The following is an 18,572-nucleotide window of genomic DNA, read 5'->3' on the forward strand; positions in this document are numbered from 1 at the left end:
TTGGTTATGCTAATCGTTCAACAATAAATGCCTGTTTAATAGCCTGGATTTTGTTTGTACAGATACTTACTTAATCTGATCTGTGCTTCGGGAATCGGCAGATATTCATTCCTATCTGCTGTAAAATGTGCCGAGGAATAATAAGATCGACGTGACTTTTCTACATCATAATAGGCATTCATGGCCTGGTCTGCAATTCCCCAACGTACCAGATCAAAGAATCTTCCATTTTCCATCGCGAGCTCTAAGCGTCTTTCCCAACGTAACGCTTTCCGGGCATTTTCTTCGGTCCACACAATATTATCTCCATTTTTGTAGGTTTCGATCAGCGTTTTATCATTTGCATATCCCGTAAGTGAGGTACTATTTTTTGCGCGCGTACGCACTTGATTGATCAATGGCAATGCTTCAGCCGAACGATGCAGCTCGATAAGCGCCTCTGCCCGCATCAACAGCACATCGGCAAAGCGCAATACAATTCGATTCTTTGTATTCGCATAGAAGGGAACCATGGGGACGAAACAATCACAGTCGGGATCTACATTTTCTTTTAACGAGGCATAAACAGCATACTCCGCCGGATTACGATTCCAGCTTTCTTCGTATGTTCTTTTGCTACTATACTTGTACGGTAAGCCCGGGATTGCAACTGTATGGAATAACCTCGGGTCATACTTCTCGGAGGTATTAAAGCTATTCAACGCATTATAATTATCCAGTGGTAGACCTTTACCCGTTGTGCGAAACGCATTGACAAGGCTTTGACTCGGTTTATTGAAATCACAACAGCCCACCCCCATAGGTACAGATAGCACATCAGAAAAGTTAACACGCCCAAATTTTGTCCCGTCATCTTTTGAAAACTGAACTGAAAACAGCGCTTCTGTCCCATTTTCATACTTACCCGGCAAGAAGTTAAATGCAAAGTCGGTTTCCAGCGTATGGTTCGATGAAAGCACAATATCCGTATTTTGTACAACCTTTTCCAAATCTCCCGCATCGATACCCGTCACCATATTACGTTCGGCATTGTCCTGACGGTATCCCTTATACAGGTAAGCTTTGGCGAGATAAGCGGCAGCGGCGATACGATTGGCCCGACCGACCTCCGTTTGCACAGCAGGAAGATGATCTACCGCATACTGAAAATCCGCTACAATCTTTTGCCATAGTGCATCGTTGCTTAGTGCTCTATTCGATATGGTTTCATAGCTGTCTACTGGTACATTTTCATCGATATAAGGCACATATTTGAAAAGGATCTTGAGCATAAAGTAAAAATGCCCCCGCAGAAAACGTGCTTCACCCAGTTTTTCTTCCTTCCCGTCGAAATTGTCCATTTCCTGTATGGTCTTGATTGTTGTATTGGCACGCGAAATTGCAACGTACAATTGAAACCACAATTTATCCACCTCCGCGAAATTGGTTGTAATGTTATTTGAGACCTCAAGAAAATGAAAGGTCTGGATATCCTGTGGTCCCGATCCGCCTTTATAAGCATCGTCCGACCGAACCGTACCATAGGGCCATAAGCTAAAAGGGACATCATAATGATCATTGCCCAAAGCGGCATAGGTCGCTGTCAATAATCGTTCTGGCTCCTTAACCTGATCGGAGCTCAGCACACCATTGGGTGTTTGATCCAAAAATTTGGTACATCCTGGAAGTAGTCCAGCAAGAACCATAAGTATCGCTATTTTAGTGGTTATTTTTTTCATCCGTATAAATTATTTATAAGTGTATAGCCTTATTTCTCCCCTTTTTAAAATCCAATATTTACCCCGGCTGTCCAGGTCGTTGGAATTGGATAACCCCAACCTACATTTTCAGGATCTACACCTGTAAAATTCTTTGACTTAACGGTAAATAGGTTCTGACCGGTCACATAGATCCTTAGCCGGCTCATACGCAGGCGTGAGGCTGTTGCTGTTGGCAAGGTATAGCCCAGAGACAGATTCCGGAGTTTCATATAAGATCCATTCTCGATAAAGTAATTTGACAGGCGGCCCTCGTCATTGTTGTTTGTCGTTTGTAAGGCCGGAATTGTCGACGTTGGATTTTGTGGTGTCCATGCATTCAGCAACCGCAGGCCTTTATTGGAATTGACGTCATCCACACTCCAGAAGTCTGTTTGCTTTTTCAGCCAGTTTTCGACATCTATCCCCTGTACCCCCTGAAAGTATGCCGATAGGTCAAACCCTTTATATTTCAGCACAATATTGAGACTATAGGAAAAATCAGGATGTGGACTACCGATCCAAGTACGGTCCATATCCGTAATCTGCTTGTCCGCATCATAGACGTTGACGTAACGTAAACGTCCTATCCCCTTACCGGTCTGATTGACGTGCGCATCCACTTCGTCCTGATTCTGAAAAATACCGTCGGTGACATAGCCATAGAATGATCCCAGCGGCCGGCCGATAATATTATCTCCCTGACGACCTCCATAAGAGTTTTCTACCGCTTCGGGCAAATGTGTCACCTTGTTTTTATAGGTAGAGAACACAGCCATCACATCATAATCTAGTCCAAACGATGTTTTATTGCGATATCCGGCCGATAGGTCCAAACCTTTATTTTCCATGGAGGCACCATTCGCCCAACGGTAACCACCCTCTCCGACCACACCGATATAGGCTGGATTGATCAACATATCTTTGGTTGCTTTGACATACCAGTCAATCGAACCATATAGACTTTGATTAAACAATGAAAAGTCCAAACCGATATTCGTCTGCGTTGTGGTTTCCCATTTCAGGTCATTGTTTTCTGTTTGGATTTTGCGATATCCCGACGGTAATTTTCCCGTTCCAGCGCCCGAGAGATCGTAGGCTGTGCCATCCACGATGTTCCATGTGGGATCAGCAACACCATATTCGGGGACGAACAGTGCATAGGTAGCCAGATTGCCTATGCCCTGGTTACCTGTCTGCCCCCATCCAACACGCAGCTTGAGGTCCGAAATATAGTTTTTCGTACTTGCCATAAAACGCTCGGACGAAATCCGCCACCCCGCTGTTACCGCCGGGAAAGTTGCAAAGCGGTTATTTTTACCGAAGCGGGAAGAGCCATCGTGCCGCACGGTGAAGGAAGCCAGATAGCGGTCATCATAGGAATAATTGGCCTTTCCAAAATAGGATAACAGCGAGAATCCCGTAGAGCCACCACCTACTGCCGCTGTGCCCGTACTCACACCTGGCCACATATACTCAGGTGTCTCTATGGCAAAGGCGCCATCTCCGGCAGTATAGGCATTAAAATTGATATCATTCTGACGGTTCATTTCCATACCGGCAAGCACATCTAAGGTATGTTTATCAATCTCTTTCCGATAAGTCGCCGTATTGGACCAAGTCCACTTCATCCCATGGGACTGTTCCATATTAACCCCACTCCGGCTGCTGTTCATAAATCCCGAACGATAGGATACTTCCAAATTACGTTTGTAAAAATTACTATAATCCAAACCGTAACTGGTGCGGACATGCAAACCTTTTATGAGCTGTAGATCGGCATAGGCATTTCCAAACAACCGCCAATAGTTATATTTATTGTTCCGGTTGTCGTAAAGTACTCGCATGGGATTATGGCGGTCGTTCATCCCCAATGCTGGCCCACCCCATCCTATTCCATCTACTGTATGGACAGGAATAATGGGCAATGCTTTTAACGAAAGGTCAAGCACATCGCCAGGTACCTGCACTTCACCGGTATTGTTTACCGTAAAATTCTCGCCCACCACCAAACGTCCATCGAATAATTTATAATCGGCATTCATCCGGGCTGATATCCGCTGGAAATCCGTGTAACGGAGTGTCCCATTGTTGTGCAAATAACCTAAGGAGAAAAAGGAACTGGATTTTTCTGTACCGGAGCTTAATGTCGCATTGTAAGATTGTTGCAATCCCGGTTTTGAAACTTCCTTAAACCAATCGGTATCGGAAGCGTACATGGTATGTTCACGGTCGATATACTTGGAAACAAAAACAGTATTGAGCTGAGGTACGCCATTTGCGTCGTTATTCCATTCAAACTGATAACCAATATTATTTCCGTTAGGGTTTCCACCATTATTGATGGTGGCCTGCCACAATGCACGACCATATTGTTGGGCATCCAGCACTTTCATGCGATTATTAAAATGCGTACTGGTGGCATAGGCGTCTACTGTAAGTTTAGGGGCACCTATCTTTCCTTTTTTTGTCGTGATGACAATAACACCATTCGCTGCGCGCGAACCATAGATACTCGCCGAAGAAGCGTCCTTTAAAACCTGAATACTTTCGATATCATTCGAATTGAGTTCATGCATTCCCCCCTGTGTAGGGGTTCCATCAATGACATACAAGGGATCCTGACTACTGTTGATGGAACTGATTCCGCGCATACGCACTGTTGCCGCTCCACTTGGACTACCATCCGAAGTTACTGTCATACCAGCTACTCTTCCTTGCAGCGCTTTCATCGGGTTATTTTCCGGAGCCTTCATCATCTCAGCAACATTAACAACACTCACTGCACCCGTCAAATCCTTCTTCCGTTCTGTTTGATATCCCGTAACGACCACTTCATCGAGCCCCTTTTCGGTAGGCGCAAGCTGAATATCGAGGAACTTTCTTCCTGCTACAGCAATCGCCTGGGAGGCATAGCCGACATAGCTTATTTCCAATGTGCCCTGATTGCCCGAAGTCTGAAGGACAAATTCTCCCTTTTCATTTGTCTTGGTGGCTATTGTGGTTCCCTTCACCACTAAAGATGCCCCTACTATAGGTGCTGCTGTCCCACTATCCGTAATTCTTCCCCGGATTTCAGTCTGTTGCGCAAATGCGACAACAGAAAAAAGTGCCAAAGACGGGAGCAGCATTGCTTTCTGTCTTGTAAACATAATTGGTTATAAGTAAATGGTTAATGATTTAGATTGATTATTTGATTATGATAGCGGGTAGACTGCTTCGTAAAGAAGCAGTTTACCTACTGTTGCTTCTGAGCTCCATTGAAGATCGGATGCAACCATTGGAATCGATTGATGACCTCATCGTTATATTCAGGACAAGCCCCCCGGCTCTGTGTCACAAATCCACTTAAGGTGGCCGCAAATTCCAGTACTTCCTCCAGCTGAACACCTTCCTGCATCTGAAACCTTTTGGTCAGGAAAGCCGCCAAAAAAGAATCACCACTTCCGATGGTATCTTCTACCTGAACTTTCAAGGCTGGAAAATGATAACTGATATTGTCTTTTTTATAATGATATACCGCTCCATCTGCACCATAGGTTACAATTGCCTCCTGAACTGCAAAACGCTCCATGATCAAGTCTACACGCTGCTGATCGGTATAGGTATCCGTCGCGCCATTCCAGTTGGAAATAACATGCAGTTCCTCGGCATTCATTTTCACAAAATCAGCGTATCCCAACAGTTTATGTATTTTTTCCGGACCAAAATAAGGTGTACGCAGGTTGACATCCATCACCCGGAAGCGGGCTTTTTCAAGCAATAATAGCAAGCTTTGAAAACTTACTTCATCCCGACAGGCCAGACTGCCATACACCAAAAAACCCACCGCTGTAACTGCCTCAAGAACAACATTGTCCACCGCTATTCTATCCCAAGCTACAGGATAAACGATATCGTAATGCACGTCGCGTTTTGCATCGATCGAAACCTCTACTGTTGAAGTTGGTAACAAGTCATCGTACTGGAAGAAATCGGTCGGGATACCCAGATCTTCACATACGTTACGCAGCTCGTAACCATTATCGTCACGCCCTATGCGCGTTAGCATACGCGTCGTAACCCCCAATTTATTGAGGTGATAAGCCACATTCAAAGGCGCACCGCCTAATTTTTTACCTGTAGGAAGATTGTCCCAAAGAACCTCGCCAAAACAAATACCCTGTATTGATTTATCTCCGTTTTTCATATTTTCTCCTTTTTATACAAAGCTTCGGCCGAGCGCCAAAAACCAAGTAACAAATTGATTATTATATTTCCCTTTAAATTCAATGTTGACAATAGATACACACAACATGCTATCACATTGTCTTTGATTAAATAACTTTAGATAGGCGCCAGTCGCGTCATGGCTACTCCGACACCTATTAGTGTAGTCCAGCTAAAGACTAATGTAGATTGATGGTATGCCCAAGATCTTCCAATGATTTCCCTTTTGTCTCCGGCATAAACTTAAGCACATAAACAAGCTGCAGCACCATAAATAGGGCAAAGATCAAGAAGGTACCACCGCCGCCGAGCATTTCTGTCAAGGCTGGAAAACAAAAAGTGATAATCGCCGCCATCACCCAATGTGTCAAGCTACCAAATGTCTGCCCTTTGGCGCGTACATCATTCGGAAAAATTTCCGAAATAAACACCCAAATCACCGCACCTTGCGAGAATGCGAAAAAAGCAATGAAACTCATCAGATAGATTGTGATCGCAAAACCCGTCGTCTGGTTGGTATAAAAAGCATGGGAAACGAGTGCCAATGAAACAATCAGCCCGATTGAGCCCACCAACATTAATTTTCTTCTGCCCACCTTATCGATGAAATTGATCGCCAGCAACGTAAAAATAAAATTGACAACCCCTATACCAACTGTCGAAAGCAATGAACTCTGCGAGCCCAGGCCAGCCATTTCAAATACGCGGGGCGCATAATATATAATCGCGTTGATACCTGAAACTTGATTGAACAGCGCAAAACAAAAGGCCAATAAAATAGGTTTGGCATTTTCGCGAACGAAGAGTTTGCCTTCTCCTGCGGAATTGTTTTTGGACTCCTGAATTTTTGAAATCTCCAGCTCGTAACCATCCGAATTAATTTTTTTCATAATTCGTGTTGCCTCGGCCAAATTCCCCCTGTGCAGCAGCAACCATCTCGGACTTTCCGGAATGAGGAAGATCAAACAGAAGAATAACAACGACGGAAAGCACTGTACCCCCAGCATCCAGCGCCAGGACTCTTCGCCAACCTGACCGATAAAATAATTGGACAAATAGGCTATCAAAATACCTAATACAACGTTGAATTGAAAAAGCCCTACCAACTTACCCCGCGATGCTGCCGGGGAGATTTCCGATATATAGATTGGTGCCGTTACCGAAGAGACGCCAACTCCTATGCCACCCAAAAAGCGGAATAAAATAAATATCGTCCAGTCATTCGCCAGTGCACTACCAATAGCTGAAATAAAGTAAAGGGCTGCAACAGCAAATAAGGTATTTTTACGGCCTAATTTATCGGAAGGCAGTGCACCTAATGCTGCGCCGACAACTGTCCCTATCAAGGCGATGGCCATTGTCAGTCCATGCTGAAACTCACTCAAATGCCAATGCTCCTGAACGGCCTTTTCTGCTCCCGAAATAACCGCTGTATCAAATCCAAATAAAAATCCGCCTAAAGCCACTACAAAGGACCAAGCTAATACCGTGTTTTTGTTCATGTGATGATCTATAATTGATTAATCCAAATTTAACACGTGCTTCATCTTAACTTAAATTTGGACTTCGCAAAAACATTTATTTATGTAACATTTTTTCAAAAACACTAAAACACTAAAAATCTAACACTTACATTCAATTTACTTTTCAAAACTTTCACTTTTTAAACAGAAAATTTAGAAAATGATACATTTTTGAAGGTTCCTATTTTAGTGTAAAATATACACTAACACAACCACTGTTACCCAAAAAAATCTAAATAATGTATATTCGGATATTTAAGGGGAAAAATCATGGGAAAATATTTCATTTTTAGTGGCATATTGACCTTGCTTCTTTTTTGTGGATGTCAACCAATGGTCCGGAAGAAAAAGCAGGTCATCGCTTTTTCGCAGTGTATCGGAAACGATGCCTGGCGAAAAACGATGCTCGAGGAAATGAAAAGGGAACTTTCCTTCAATCCCGATATTGACTTTCTTTATCGCGACGCACATGGCGACAATAATGTACAGATCAATCAAATTCGCGAATTAGTCAAACAGGACATCGATCTTCTGATTGTATCCCCAAATGAGGCCGAGCCACTCACGCCAATTGTGGATTCTGTATTCCAACGCAATATACCTGTCATCGTAACAGACCGTAAGACGTCCTCCGGCCAATATAATGCTTATGTGGGCGCCGACAATCTCGCCATCGGGAAACTGGCCGGCCAATATAGCCGCACGATTTTGCAAGGAAAGGGTTCGGTCGGATTAGTCACAGGGCTATCGGGCACCTCGGCTTCAATAGAGCGTGAAAAAGGCTTTATGCAGCAAATTGGAGATGCCACAGCGGTTCGGGTGAGCGGCGTCATTCACGGCGGCTGGGAGAAAAATAAAGCCTATCTGGAAATGCGTAAGCATATAAACGTCATGAGCCAGAGTGATATCATCTTTACATTCAATGATCAGATGGCCATGGGGGTAAAAAAAGCATTGGACGAAGCCCAGATCAAAAAGGACATTAAGATAATTGGTGTTGATGCTCTTCCTGGTCCCGGAAATGGCCTTGAACAGATCATACAGGGCAAAATGTTTGCTTCCATACTCTATCCCACTGGCGGGGCCGAAGCCATTCGAACGGCTTTGGCTATCATCAACCACCAAAACTATCGCCGCGAGAATATACTCGCAACCTCTGTCATCGATAAAACCAACGCAGAGTTGCTTGCCCTGCAGTCGGATAAAATAAAACAACAGCAGCTCGATATCGACAAAAGACAGGAGTTCATTACGGAACAGAATAAGATTTACCAAAGCCAAAAGTCCGTTCTTAATGTATTGGTCGTTAGCTTGGTGCTAGCTGTTGTCTTTGGAGGAATTTCTATTATCGTGATCAGGAGCAACTGGGAAAAGAACAAACATCTGGAAATCCAGAATAGCGAGATTCTTGCGCAACAAAAACAGATCGTCGAAATGAACAGTCAAATTCAGCAAGCGGCAGAAATCAAAAATAATTTCTTCACCAATATCTCGCATGAATTTAAAACCCCGCTGACCCTTATCATCGCGCCTATCGAGGACCTTGAATTACGAAAAGATCTTAGCGAAGAGGTCAGAGAACAGTTGTCGCGCATCAAACGGAATGCAAAAAAACTACAACGTTTGGTCAGCGACCTCATTGATATCCATCGCATCAGTAAATCGAAGATTAAGCTACATGCTGCCATCGTTTACATTGACCCATTTATTCAGCAGGTAATAGGTAGTTTCAAACCCTTGTTTAAGAAAAACAGGATCTCCGTCAGTTATGTCAACAAAACAAGCTTGAAAGAGGTTTGGATGGACGAATACCTCATGGAACAGGTATTATCCAATTTATTGTCCAACGCGATCAAACATACGGCGGCAAGTGGCAGAATTGAAATTATATTGGAAGAAAACAATTTCAAAGACTATTTCTATCTACGTGTATTGGATAATGGTCTGGGGATTGCTCCAAGTGATATTGAGCATATTTTTGATCCTTTTTATCAGGGCGCCAGTAGTCGTAATGGCTCCGGAATCGGCCTCTCCTACACCAAACAGATCATCGAACTGCATCATGGCCAAATCACTGTGAGTAGCAAACCCGGCCATGGGTCGATATTCACCCTACGTATGCCAATTGGAAATAGTCACTACGAGCCTGCTGAACTGGCCGATTTCGACAAAGGAGAAAAACCGCTGTTTCAACAAGACGACCTATTGGACGCCACACGAAAGATGGTAGACAACAATCTTTCTTTTCGATCCAACAAATCAAAAAGTATTATGGTCGTCGAAGATAATGATGAAATCAGAGATTATCTCCGCTCCCTCTTAGAAAGGGATTACAATCTTTTCCTGGCAAAAGATGTGCAACAAGCCAATGGGATGTTGAAAACACATTTTCCAGATCTAGTCATTACGGATATTATGCTTCCCGATGGTAGCGGTCTGGATATTCTAAAGGACATCAAAGCATTTTATCAGACCGCACATATTCCTGTCATCTTACTGAGTGCGCTCGCCAATGAAGATACGATGCTCGAAGGAAGTAAATTAATGGCCGATGACTACATTACTAAACCTTTCAATGCCGAATTACTGCGGACACGGATTTCAAACATCCTACAGTCACGCCATCAGCTTAAAGAAAAATACAGCAGCAATGTGGAACAGTTTGATAGCGCTCAAGCTGAGCAGGTCAATGATAACGATAGACGTTTTCTGAACAATTTCTCAGCGATTGTCGAATCCAAATTATCAGACCCGCGATTGAGTGTCGACGGCATTGCCAACGAGCTTCATCTCTCCCGCGTGCAGCTCTACCGTAAAGTCAAACAGTTGCTTGACTGCAGCGTCAATGATTACATTATCGAGCGAAGATTAAAGAAAGCCAAAAGCCTTATGGCTGAAGGACTAAACATCAACGAAATATTTAGCAGTGTCGGTTTTTCCTCGGCATCCTATTTCGCTTCGGCCTTTAAAAAGAAATATGGCCAGTCCCCAAGTACTTATAAAAAAGAACTTGACAAAAAATAGCCGATCAGGTGTACCCACAAATTAAAACTGTCCTTTCCGCTTGAATAAGTAAAAACTGATCAATAGAAATATGACGAGCATCAGTAAGTTGCTGTAGTCTAGCCGTGCAAAGGAATCATTCTCGGATAAGATATTCATTACCGCATTATAGGCACCTGTATAAGGGATAAAATCCGAAAAACTTTTCTGTGCGACAAGCACGGAAAAGACCAACATAAACATGCCTACTCCAATTGGGTAGATAAAGCTTCTGAACAATAGGCTTAGGGCAAGCTGAATCATAGCGATAGCCGAGAGCGTAATAAAAAGTTTCAAAAACGTATAAAAGATTACGACCCTAAAATCATAATTCTGAAACCCCAGTACGGGGTAAATCAGGCTGAGCAGATAACCACTGATCAGAAATGCAGCGTAAGCAAAAAGTATTGAAAACAGTAAGGTCAGCAGGATAAAGACGGCTTTGGAAAAGAAAATATTCGATTTACTGATGGGTAGGGTAAAGAGTATTTTATAATTGTTATTCTTATACTCGACATCACAACAGGCATAGACGAATAAAGCGACAAGGATGGGATAGAGCAGGTAAAAAAACTGAAAAACATATCGGCCAAGCAGAAGTTTCCAAGGGTTAGGAACCGCCACTGCCCCTCCTGAATCTATAACATCATAAATAATATAACCGGCAATCGCAAAAACGAGCACCATAGGGACGATCAGTACCCCAAAAATCTCCCTATTGCGTAGGAGTTTGTACTTTTCCGACAAGAAAGCGGTATAGAATGTATTAGCCATTTACACGAGCGATTAGATTTATAAAAATTTGTTCAAGATCAGCACTACGGGATTCCAATCCATAAATATCAATCTGCTTTTCGACCAAAGATTTGATCATAAGACCAAATTGCAGATCATCGCCGATAGTGACGGTAACGCTTTCTCCATCGATTTTAACACCAGAAAACCCGCTATTTCGCAAAACCGAAGCCGTTGCTTCCGGGCTGGCTGTACGTAGGTACACCTCTCGGTCAACCTGTCCCAGCAACTCCTGTTTGGTTCCCTGGAAAATCATTTTCCCACCTTCAATGATACCAATGTGTGTCGCTATTTTTTCAAGCTCACTCAAAATATGACTCGAAAGAAAGATCGTTTTTCCCTGTTCGTTGAGATGACAAAACAAATTGCGCATTTCGACAATTCCCTGTGGATCGAGACCATTTAATGGTTCGTCCAGGATAAGCAATTGCGGATCATGAAAAATCGCCATCGCTATTCCCAGCCGCTGTTTCATCCCCATGGACAGGGCACTGGCTTTTTTCTTCTTTTCCCGATGAAGATCTACCATTTCCAATACTTCATCAATGCGTTTGTTGCCTTTTTTGTGAATGATATCCAAGTACTTTAAATTTTCAAAAACGGTCAATTTAGTATAATAGCATGGGGCCTCAATCAAGTTCCCAACATTGGCATAAACACCTGTGGGATGTGCCTTTAGACTATTTCCCTGAATAAAAATCGTATCTGCCTGATCCTCCAAAAGACCTAAAAGCAATTTGATTGTTGTGGATTTTCCCGCCCCATTTCGGCCGAGATATCCATAAATACTCCTGTCTGGGACTTGTAGGCTAATATTATCCAAGATTGTTTTTGCGCCTATTTTAAAGCTAAGTTGTTGTGTTAAGATACTTTCCATGCTGTTAGCGGTAAATTGGATCTTTATTGATATCGATATAGAAAATACCATCGATAAACTCGTGCCATTTTCTTTCTTCATCAATCCCCTGATTAATGACTGAACTAAAACGCTGTTTTAACATGCTATTGTTGGGCAATTGACGAAGATCCAAAAAGAAATAGGGTGATTTAGTGGTATGAAATACATTTTCCACGGCCAACTTACCCACTCTATCGACAACACGGCCAGTTTTATCGTATCGTCCATAGGAAGTAAAATCCAGGCTATACGCTTGAGCGCCATATTTACGCTTTAGATAAGTCCCGAGGGGCCGATAATCTTTATTGTATGGCGCAGAAAAGCTATGGATATTGGCACACCAGACGATAATCTTTTTGCCGGCGTAAAGCGAATCGATCTGATAGGTTAGATTTTCCGCCATCAATGAATCTCTAAAATGCATGCTCTGCATCGACCCAGTTTTATAGCGCCAAGATTTGTCAAAGTTGTTCTTCATATCAGACAGATATCGGCTATAGATCAGATGCTCCGAGTCTTTTACGCCGCTGCGGATCCTAAGGTTCAACTCATCCAGTTCTGCCAGGAACTGTTTTTTTTTGTTCGCATTGAGCCGTTTACTGGCAAAAGGTTCATAAGTTAGATACTCCAGCCTGTTGCTATTTTTTTTCAATAAAGGATATTTGGTCGAATCTATCCCGTTTTTAAGCAGGAAATCTTCCAATAATTTTACGCGTATATTTGATAAGCCCCTGCCTGAAAATTGGATATCAAATCCGCCGAGGATCATTGGACGCTCTGTTGATTTTGTTTTTTTATAATACGTTAAGAGGGGCTGATTTTCCTGATTTTGCCACCAGAAGTCAAATAGTCCAGTACCGCCGATCGTTTTTTCCTGCGACTTATCCATCAGGGTATCCATCTGTGCATTCATCATCCACATATCATACTGCCCTGCCTCATATAAAACAACATCATAATCCAGATGTTCGTGGAGGTAACGGATGATCCTGGCTTTCGCTTTAAAAGTTTCGCCATCATTGTGCATCATTTCGCCCAACATCAGGATTCTATTGTTTTTTAGCATAGTATCAAAAAAACTTAAATCCGAAAAATTACTATCGGTCATTAAGATACTTTTGACCTCTTGTTTATGACGATTTACTTCGGTTAATACTATCGTAGCGTTAGCTACGGGCATATCATCATAAACGAGTTTATTAAACGATAAGATTAGGATAATCGTTACCGCAAGTGCGCATAGAACACTTCTCATTTATCTTAGTTTATATAATTTATAATTGATCTATCTACTGCGTATCACGCTAAAGTAGGATATATTTTAATATAAGATGATCATTTTTTCTTTTTCCATAAAAAATTACACAAAAAAAATTAGAAATATAATATGACAATAAAAAGGCGGTTAAGTGAGTATATCACTTAACCGCCTTGCTTGCTTGCTTGCTTGCTTGCTTGCTTGCTTGCTTGCTTGCTTGCTTGCTTGCTTGCTTGCTTGCTTGCTTGCTTCGTAAAAAATATAGCAGGAGAAAATTAATACCCTACATTTTGCTTCAACGTTCCTTTACTATTATCAATGACAGCTTGTGGAATTGGCCACAATTCATTTTTTCCAGCTTTGAACGATCTATTTTCAGAGAAAAAACGATCAGTTAACGAAGTATAAGTAACCTTGCCTGTTTTAGGATCCACCGTACCTTTGGACAGCGCGCCATTTACAGGACCGTTCATTACGTCTTTGGCTATTCCCCAACGAATAATATCAAAGCGACGACGTCCTTCTCCGGCGAATTCTACACGCAGCTCACGACGTACCAATTCACGCAGTTTGCTCTGGCCACTGTATACGGATTTGTCTACTTTTGGCATCTTAGCGCGCTGGCGAACCAGATCGATATTATCATATACGGTATTATCGATAATCCCCAATTCAATCTTTGCTTCCGTATTTAACAAAAGCATTTCGGCATAACGCATCACAATAATGTTGGTACCTACGTTCCAAATGTTCGCATAACTGCCCGGATTTTGGATATATTTTTTATAGTTGTAAGCTGTGCTAGATGCATTATCTGGACCAGATGGATAATCTTCCGATTTCGGATTTAATGGATCGAAATATTTACCGTTGTACAGTGCTCCTGGGTAAACAATTGTTGCGCCCAGGCGTGGGTCTCTTTTTTCATATGGACTGGCAGGGTCATAAGATTTTGACTCGCCAATAGTCTGTCCATCGGCAGTTTCGTAAGCATCTACCAGACTCTGTGTTGGTACAATAGAACCCCATCCTCCCATTGAATTGGGCAGCATAATACCAAGTGAAGTATATCCTTGAATATTTACCAAATATTCGATATTCATCATGACCTCACTGTTATTTTCATTTGCCTCTTCAAATAAGGTCGCATAATCATCGAATAATTTATAATTAGCCGAAGAAATGATCTCCTGTGTTGTATTGATGACATCCTGGTATTTCTTTTCAAAAGCATAACAGCGTGCCAATAAACCAAGGGCACCACCTTTGGACATACGGCCGCCCCCCTTAGCAAACGACAAATCTGCAGCAGCTTCTTTCAATTCTTTTTCCACAAATTCCAATACTTCCTTTTGCGTATTTGCAGGCACAAACGAATTTTCTGTCGTCAAAGTTTTCGTAATGATAGGTACTCCCCCAAATAAGGTTGCCATATCAAAATACTTGTATGCTCGTATAACGCGTACCTCGGCGGTCAGCCGCTTCTTCTTTTCAGCATTAACCGGCGATTTTTCAATATTTTCAAGGATGTAATTGGCTCGACGGATATGCTCGTACGTATAGCGTGCCTCTGCATTTCCAGAGTTTGTCGGTGTTGCGGTGCCATTTCCTAAAGCCTGGAATCCTTCCCAAGGGAAATCACTATTGGAGTTATCCGACGTACAGTCCATGTAAAAGATCTGGGTACCGTCTTCCCAAGCAGATCCTTCGGCCAGCTTACCGTCACTTCCCCTTGTACCACTGTACAAACCTGTTACAGCAAAATCGGTTTCAGCTTCCGTTTTCCAAAAATTATCGGCATTATATGCATCCAACGGTTCCTGATCGAGTTTTTGACAAGAGAACAGTAAGGTGGCTACGCTCAATGCAATCGTTATATTTCTAAGTTTCATGATTTTCAATTAAAAGTTTACGTTAAGACCAAACACATTTGTTTTCACTTGTGGGTAATAATTACCTCTAGAATCCGCTGGAGCCTCCGGATCAAATCCTTTAGCAAAACCGGTAAAAGTCAAGAGATTTTGTCCACTATAGTATACTTTAGCCCCCTTAATACCGATTCTATCCGTAAACGTTTTTGGTAAGGTATAACCGAAGGTGATATTCTTCAAGCGGACATAACTTGCATTCTGGATCCAGAAATCGGAAGGTGTGCCTGAAGGACTATTTTGTGACCAACTGGTCAATGCCCTCGGCATAGATCCGTTTGGATTGGTCTCTGCATTGAAACGATCTGCAAAAATGGTTGTCGGTTTATCTGATCCCGAGATCCCGCCAATAGCTTCGCCCCAAAGATAGCCCTGTACTTTAGCCGCACCTTGGAAGAATAGGCTCAGATCAAAGTTTTTATAACTCATATTGGAGGTCAGACCAAAAATAAATTTTGGATCGGGCGAACCAAGATATACACGGTCATTTCCATCGATTTTCTTATCGCCATTCTGATCTTTATAGATAATATCACCAGCACCTACAGTTCCGTTAACGCCTTGAATGCCACTGTTTTTATATTCTTCGTCCGAACGATAGATTCCAGCAGTTTCGTAGCCATAAAACGAACGGATTGGTCGTCCCTGCTCATAGATATAGAAAGTTCCATTGACCTGAGGTTCGTCACTAGCCCATTTTTTGATCTGGTTGTTGATATAAGAACCGTTTGCGGCAATGCTATATTTGAAATCTCCGATACTATTTTGATAGTTTACTTGTAGCTCTACCCCATTATTTTGCACTTTCCCTGCATTTTGGTAAGGCGCTGGAAGACCATATAAGTTCGATACAGGCAGTTTTAACAACACCCCATCAGTTTTACGGTCAAAGTATTCAAATACAAAGCCCAGATTATTTTTGAAGTTCAGATCCAAACCAATGTTGGTACTTGTCGTTGACTCCCATTTTAATATTGGGTTTGCCGATTCTACGATGGCCCCACCGGAACTAATCTCACCACCAAAAGAATAGTTATAACCAGGAGTAATGGTAAATAAGCCTGGATAATAAGCGTCGGAAGAAGGATATGAATTGTCTGATGTTGCCGCTAATTGTTGGTTTCCTAGTTTACCCCAACCGCCTCTTAATTTCAATTCTGAGATTACATCGGACAAAGAAGATTCTTTAAAGAAATCTTCCTGAGAAATACGCCAGCCGGCTGAAAACGACGGGAATGTACTCCAACGATTGCTTCCCAAGAATCGCGATGTTCCATCACGTCTCACATTGGCTTCCAATAGGTACTTGTCCGCAAATGCATAATTGATACGACCGAAGAAAGAGCGTAATATTAGCTTTTTGGCTCCTCCATCGACTTTCATTCCGTCCTTGCTACCCAAATTCAGTTCCGAAAAATCATTATTTAAGAAACCTTGTGCATAAGCACTGGAGTAATCCGCACGGAATGTTTCATCCATAAAACCGCCTAAAACATTGATCTGATGGTTACCAATCTTTTTGTCATAGGTCATCAAGGTTTGAAAAGTCAATCGTTCGGATTGGAAGTTATAAACAGTCAAATTATTCACCCCTTGCTTAGGTCCCAAATCACCATTTGGCGCATAGTATTGGATGTCTTTGACAAATTTGGAAGACATATTGTCAATCGGTTGAAAGCCTACAACCTGTTTGATCTTCAGTCCATCCATAATCTGAAATTCGCCGGAGAAATTGACCTGTGTATGTTTATAGGTCATATTATCCTTGGCTTCGAGATCCATCCAAGCAATTGGGTTACCATCGCTACCACGACCATATACGCCATTGCTGTATTTATAAGGAATAAAACTAGGAATACGGTTTACCTGTCTAAAGATCTGCGCCATATCACCGGTATAGGGGTTTACGGGTTCGGTGATGCGTTGATAATTATACGCCAGTCCTAAATCAAATCGAAGTCTTGAAGATACTTTTGCACCAACATTTGTGCGTAAATTATAACGGTCAGAGCTCGCTACCTTGATAACGCCTTTTTGTCCTAAGTAGCCTCCCGAAGCCATATATTGCACATCTTCTGTTCCACCTGTGACCTGCAAATTATGTGATTGTTGAAAGCCCGATCCTTTGTAGAGCAGTCCTAACCAATCCGTATTGGGATGACCGTCCGGATCAGATCCATTTTTGAAAAGTTCAAGATCCTGCTGGGAAAAACGCTGTGTCTTCCCTTCATTTTTAAGGGCTTCATTTAAGATAACAGCATGGTCATAAGAGTTCATATACTCCGGTAGACGTGTTGGATCCTGAATACCGGCATAGCCTGTATAATTCAATTGCGGCTTGCCACTACCGCCCTTTTTGGTCGTAATCAAGATAACCCCGTTTGCAGCCTTAGAGCCATAAATTGCTGCACTAGGTCCGTCTTTCAATACCGAAACACTTTCAATATCGTTGGGGTTGATATTATTCATCGAGCTTTCTATTCCATCGACAATAACAAGCGGATTCGCATTATTGATGGTACCCAGCCCACGAATACGGATCGTACCGTTGTCTTTACCGGGCTGTCCTGAATTTTGGGTAATCGTTACACCCGAAAATTTACCCTGGATCGCAGAAGATACATTGGTAACCGGACGATCCTGTAGATCTTTTGACGTGATCGCCTGTACTGCACCGGTTAAATTTACCTTCTTTTGTTTAGCAAATCCCACAACGACCACTTCCTCCAAAGCCTCATTATTACTTTCCAGCTGAATGGATAGGGTCGTTCCTGTAACTGTCACTTCTTTGGTTTTGTAGCCAACGCTACTAACAAGCAAAATATCTCCAGCTTTAGCTCGAATAGCAAATGTTCCCTTTGCATCTGTAGATGTTGATACCGATGTCCCTTTGACCGAAACAGTCGCAGCCGCAAGAGGACCACCTTCTGCAGTTACTTTCCCGGTAACTTGGTTCTGCGTGGCCTCGTTTGCTGTATGTTTAAATGCAATCGGCATTTCTGCGGCCCACAAACTTTGCGAAGACGCAACAAGAAGAGCAATAGCAAGCAGGCTTACCTTTTGGTTACTTGTAAATTTTGAAATCATAATTAAATAGTTAGTAAAATTGAGTCTGTCAGTTTAGTATTAGATTGACTGGTTCAGCCCATTAAATTAGAGGGATATTTTATGGGAACAAAACAA

The 18,572-nt window shown here is 42.4% G+C and carries 10 protein-coding genes; 1 reads left to right on the plus strand and 9 read right to left on the minus strand.

Annotation, left to right across the window (positions count from 1 at the left end; genetic code table 11):
• Nucleotides 1-35: 35 nt before the first annotated feature.
• From HS960_RS13680 to HS960_RS13695, 4 genes are all read right to left on the minus strand, one after another.
• A complete protein-coding gene (locus HS960_RS13680; protein ID WP_182333014.1) occupies nt 36-1,718 on the minus strand; it encodes a RagB/SusD family nutrient uptake outer membrane protein in 1,683 nt (560 codons plus the stop codon).
• A 44-nt stretch (nt 1,719-1,762) separates the two neighbouring features.
• Nucleotides 1,763-4,888, minus strand: a complete 3,126-nt coding sequence (locus HS960_RS13685; RefSeq protein ID WP_182333016.1) for a SusC/RagA family TonB-linked outer membrane protein — start codon at nt 4,886-4,888, stop codon at nt 1,763-1,765.
• 86 nt (nt 4,889-4,974) lie between these two features.
• Nucleotides 4,975-5,925 (minus strand): carbohydrate kinase family protein, encoded by a 951-nt coding sequence (locus tag HS960_RS13690; RefSeq protein ID WP_182333018.1) that lies wholly within the window; start codon nt 5,923-5,925, stop codon nt 4,975-4,977.
• A gap of 199 nt (nt 5,926-6,124) precedes the next feature.
• Nucleotides 6,125-7,447 (minus strand): sugar porter family MFS transporter, encoded by a 1,323-nt coding sequence (locus HS960_RS13695; RefSeq protein ID WP_075991614.1) that lies wholly within the window; start codon nt 7,445-7,447, stop codon nt 6,125-6,127.
• 291 nt (nt 7,448-7,738) lie between these two features.
• Between HS960_RS13695 and HS960_RS13700 the strand changes: the two genes are divergently transcribed.
• Nucleotides 7,739-10,492 carry a hybrid sensor histidine kinase/response regulator transcription factor gene (locus HS960_RS13700; RefSeq protein ID WP_182329534.1) on the plus strand — a complete coding sequence of 918 codons (2,754 nt, stop codon included), beginning with the start codon at nt 7,739-7,741 and terminating at the stop codon, nt 10,490-10,492.
• Nucleotides 10,493-10,513: 21 nt separating this feature from the next.
• Here HS960_RS13700 and HS960_RS13705 read toward each other — a convergent pair whose 3' ends face one another.
• The 5 genes from HS960_RS13705 to HS960_RS13725 form a co-directional block, all read right to left on the minus strand.
• Nucleotides 10,514-11,284: an ABC transporter permease gene (locus HS960_RS13705; protein ID WP_159729311.1), complete on the minus strand. Its 771-nt coding sequence runs from the start codon at nt 11,282-11,284 to the stop codon at nt 10,514-10,516.
• Entirely contained in the window at nt 11,277-12,182 is a 906-nt protein-coding gene (locus tag HS960_RS13710) for an ABC transporter ATP-binding protein (protein WP_159729313.1), read from the minus strand. The genes HS960_RS13705 and HS960_RS13710 overlap by 8 nt, the downstream gene beginning before the upstream one ends.
• Nucleotides 12,183-12,186: 4 nt before the next feature.
• Nucleotides 12,187-13,458 (minus strand): erythromycin esterase family protein, encoded by a 1,272-nt coding sequence (locus HS960_RS13715; protein ID WP_182329536.1) that lies wholly within the window; start codon nt 13,456-13,458, stop codon nt 12,187-12,189.
• A gap of 278 nt (nt 13,459-13,736) precedes the next feature.
• Nucleotides 13,737-15,353 (minus strand): RagB/SusD family nutrient uptake outer membrane protein, encoded by a 1,617-nt coding sequence (locus tag HS960_RS13720; protein ID WP_182329539.1) that lies wholly within the window; start codon nt 15,351-15,353, stop codon nt 13,737-13,739.
• 9 nt (nt 15,354-15,362) lie between these two features.
• Nucleotides 15,363-18,476 (minus strand): SusC/RagA family TonB-linked outer membrane protein, encoded by a 3,114-nt coding sequence (locus HS960_RS13725; RefSeq protein WP_182329541.1) that lies wholly within the window; start codon nt 18,474-18,476, stop codon nt 15,363-15,365.
• Between the last annotated feature and the right edge of the window lie 96 nt (nt 18,477-18,572).

It is taken from the genome of Sphingobacterium paramultivorum (genome assembly GCF_014109745.1).
In the GTDB taxonomy this organism is placed as follows: domain Bacteria; phylum Bacteroidota; class Bacteroidia; order Sphingobacteriales; family Sphingobacteriaceae; genus Sphingobacterium; species Sphingobacterium paramultivorum.

Bases quoted from the DNA above. Each gene is read 5' to 3' on its own strand.
- HS960_RS13680 (WP_182333014.1), bottom strand. From the start codon at position 1,718: ATGAAAAAAATAACCACTAAAATAGCGATACTTATGGTTCTTGCTGGA.
- HS960_RS13685 (WP_182333016.1), bottom strand. From the start codon at position 4,888: ATGTTTACAAGACAGAAAGCAATGCTGCTCCCGTCTTTGGCACTTTTT.
- HS960_RS13690 (WP_182333018.1), bottom strand. From the start codon at position 5,925: ATGAAAAACGGAGATAAATCAATACAGGGTATTTGTTTTGGCGAGGTT.
- HS960_RS13695 (WP_075991614.1), bottom strand. From the start codon at position 7,447: ATGAACAAAAACACGGTATTAGCTTGGTCCTTTGTAGTGGCTTTAGGC.
- HS960_RS13700 (WP_182329534.1), top strand. From the start codon at position 7,739: ATGGGAAAATATTTCATTTTTAGTGGCATATTGACCTTGCTTCTTTTT.
- HS960_RS13705 (WP_159729311.1), bottom strand. From the start codon at position 11,284: ATGGCTAATACATTCTATACCGCTTTCTTGTCGGAAAAGTACAAACTC.
- HS960_RS13710 (WP_159729313.1), bottom strand. From the start codon at position 12,182: ATGGAAAGTATCTTAACACAACAACTTAGCTTTAAAATAGGCGCAAAA.
- HS960_RS13715 (WP_182329536.1), bottom strand. From the start codon at position 13,458: ATGAGAAGTGTTCTATGCGCACTTGCGGTAACGATTATCCTAATCTTA.
- HS960_RS13720 (WP_182329539.1), bottom strand. From the start codon at position 15,353: ATGAAACTTAGAAATATAACGATTGCATTGAGCGTAGCCACCTTACTG.
- HS960_RS13725 (WP_182329541.1), bottom strand. From the start codon at position 18,476: ATGATTTCAAAATTTACAAGTAACCAAAAGGTAAGCCTGCTTGCTATT.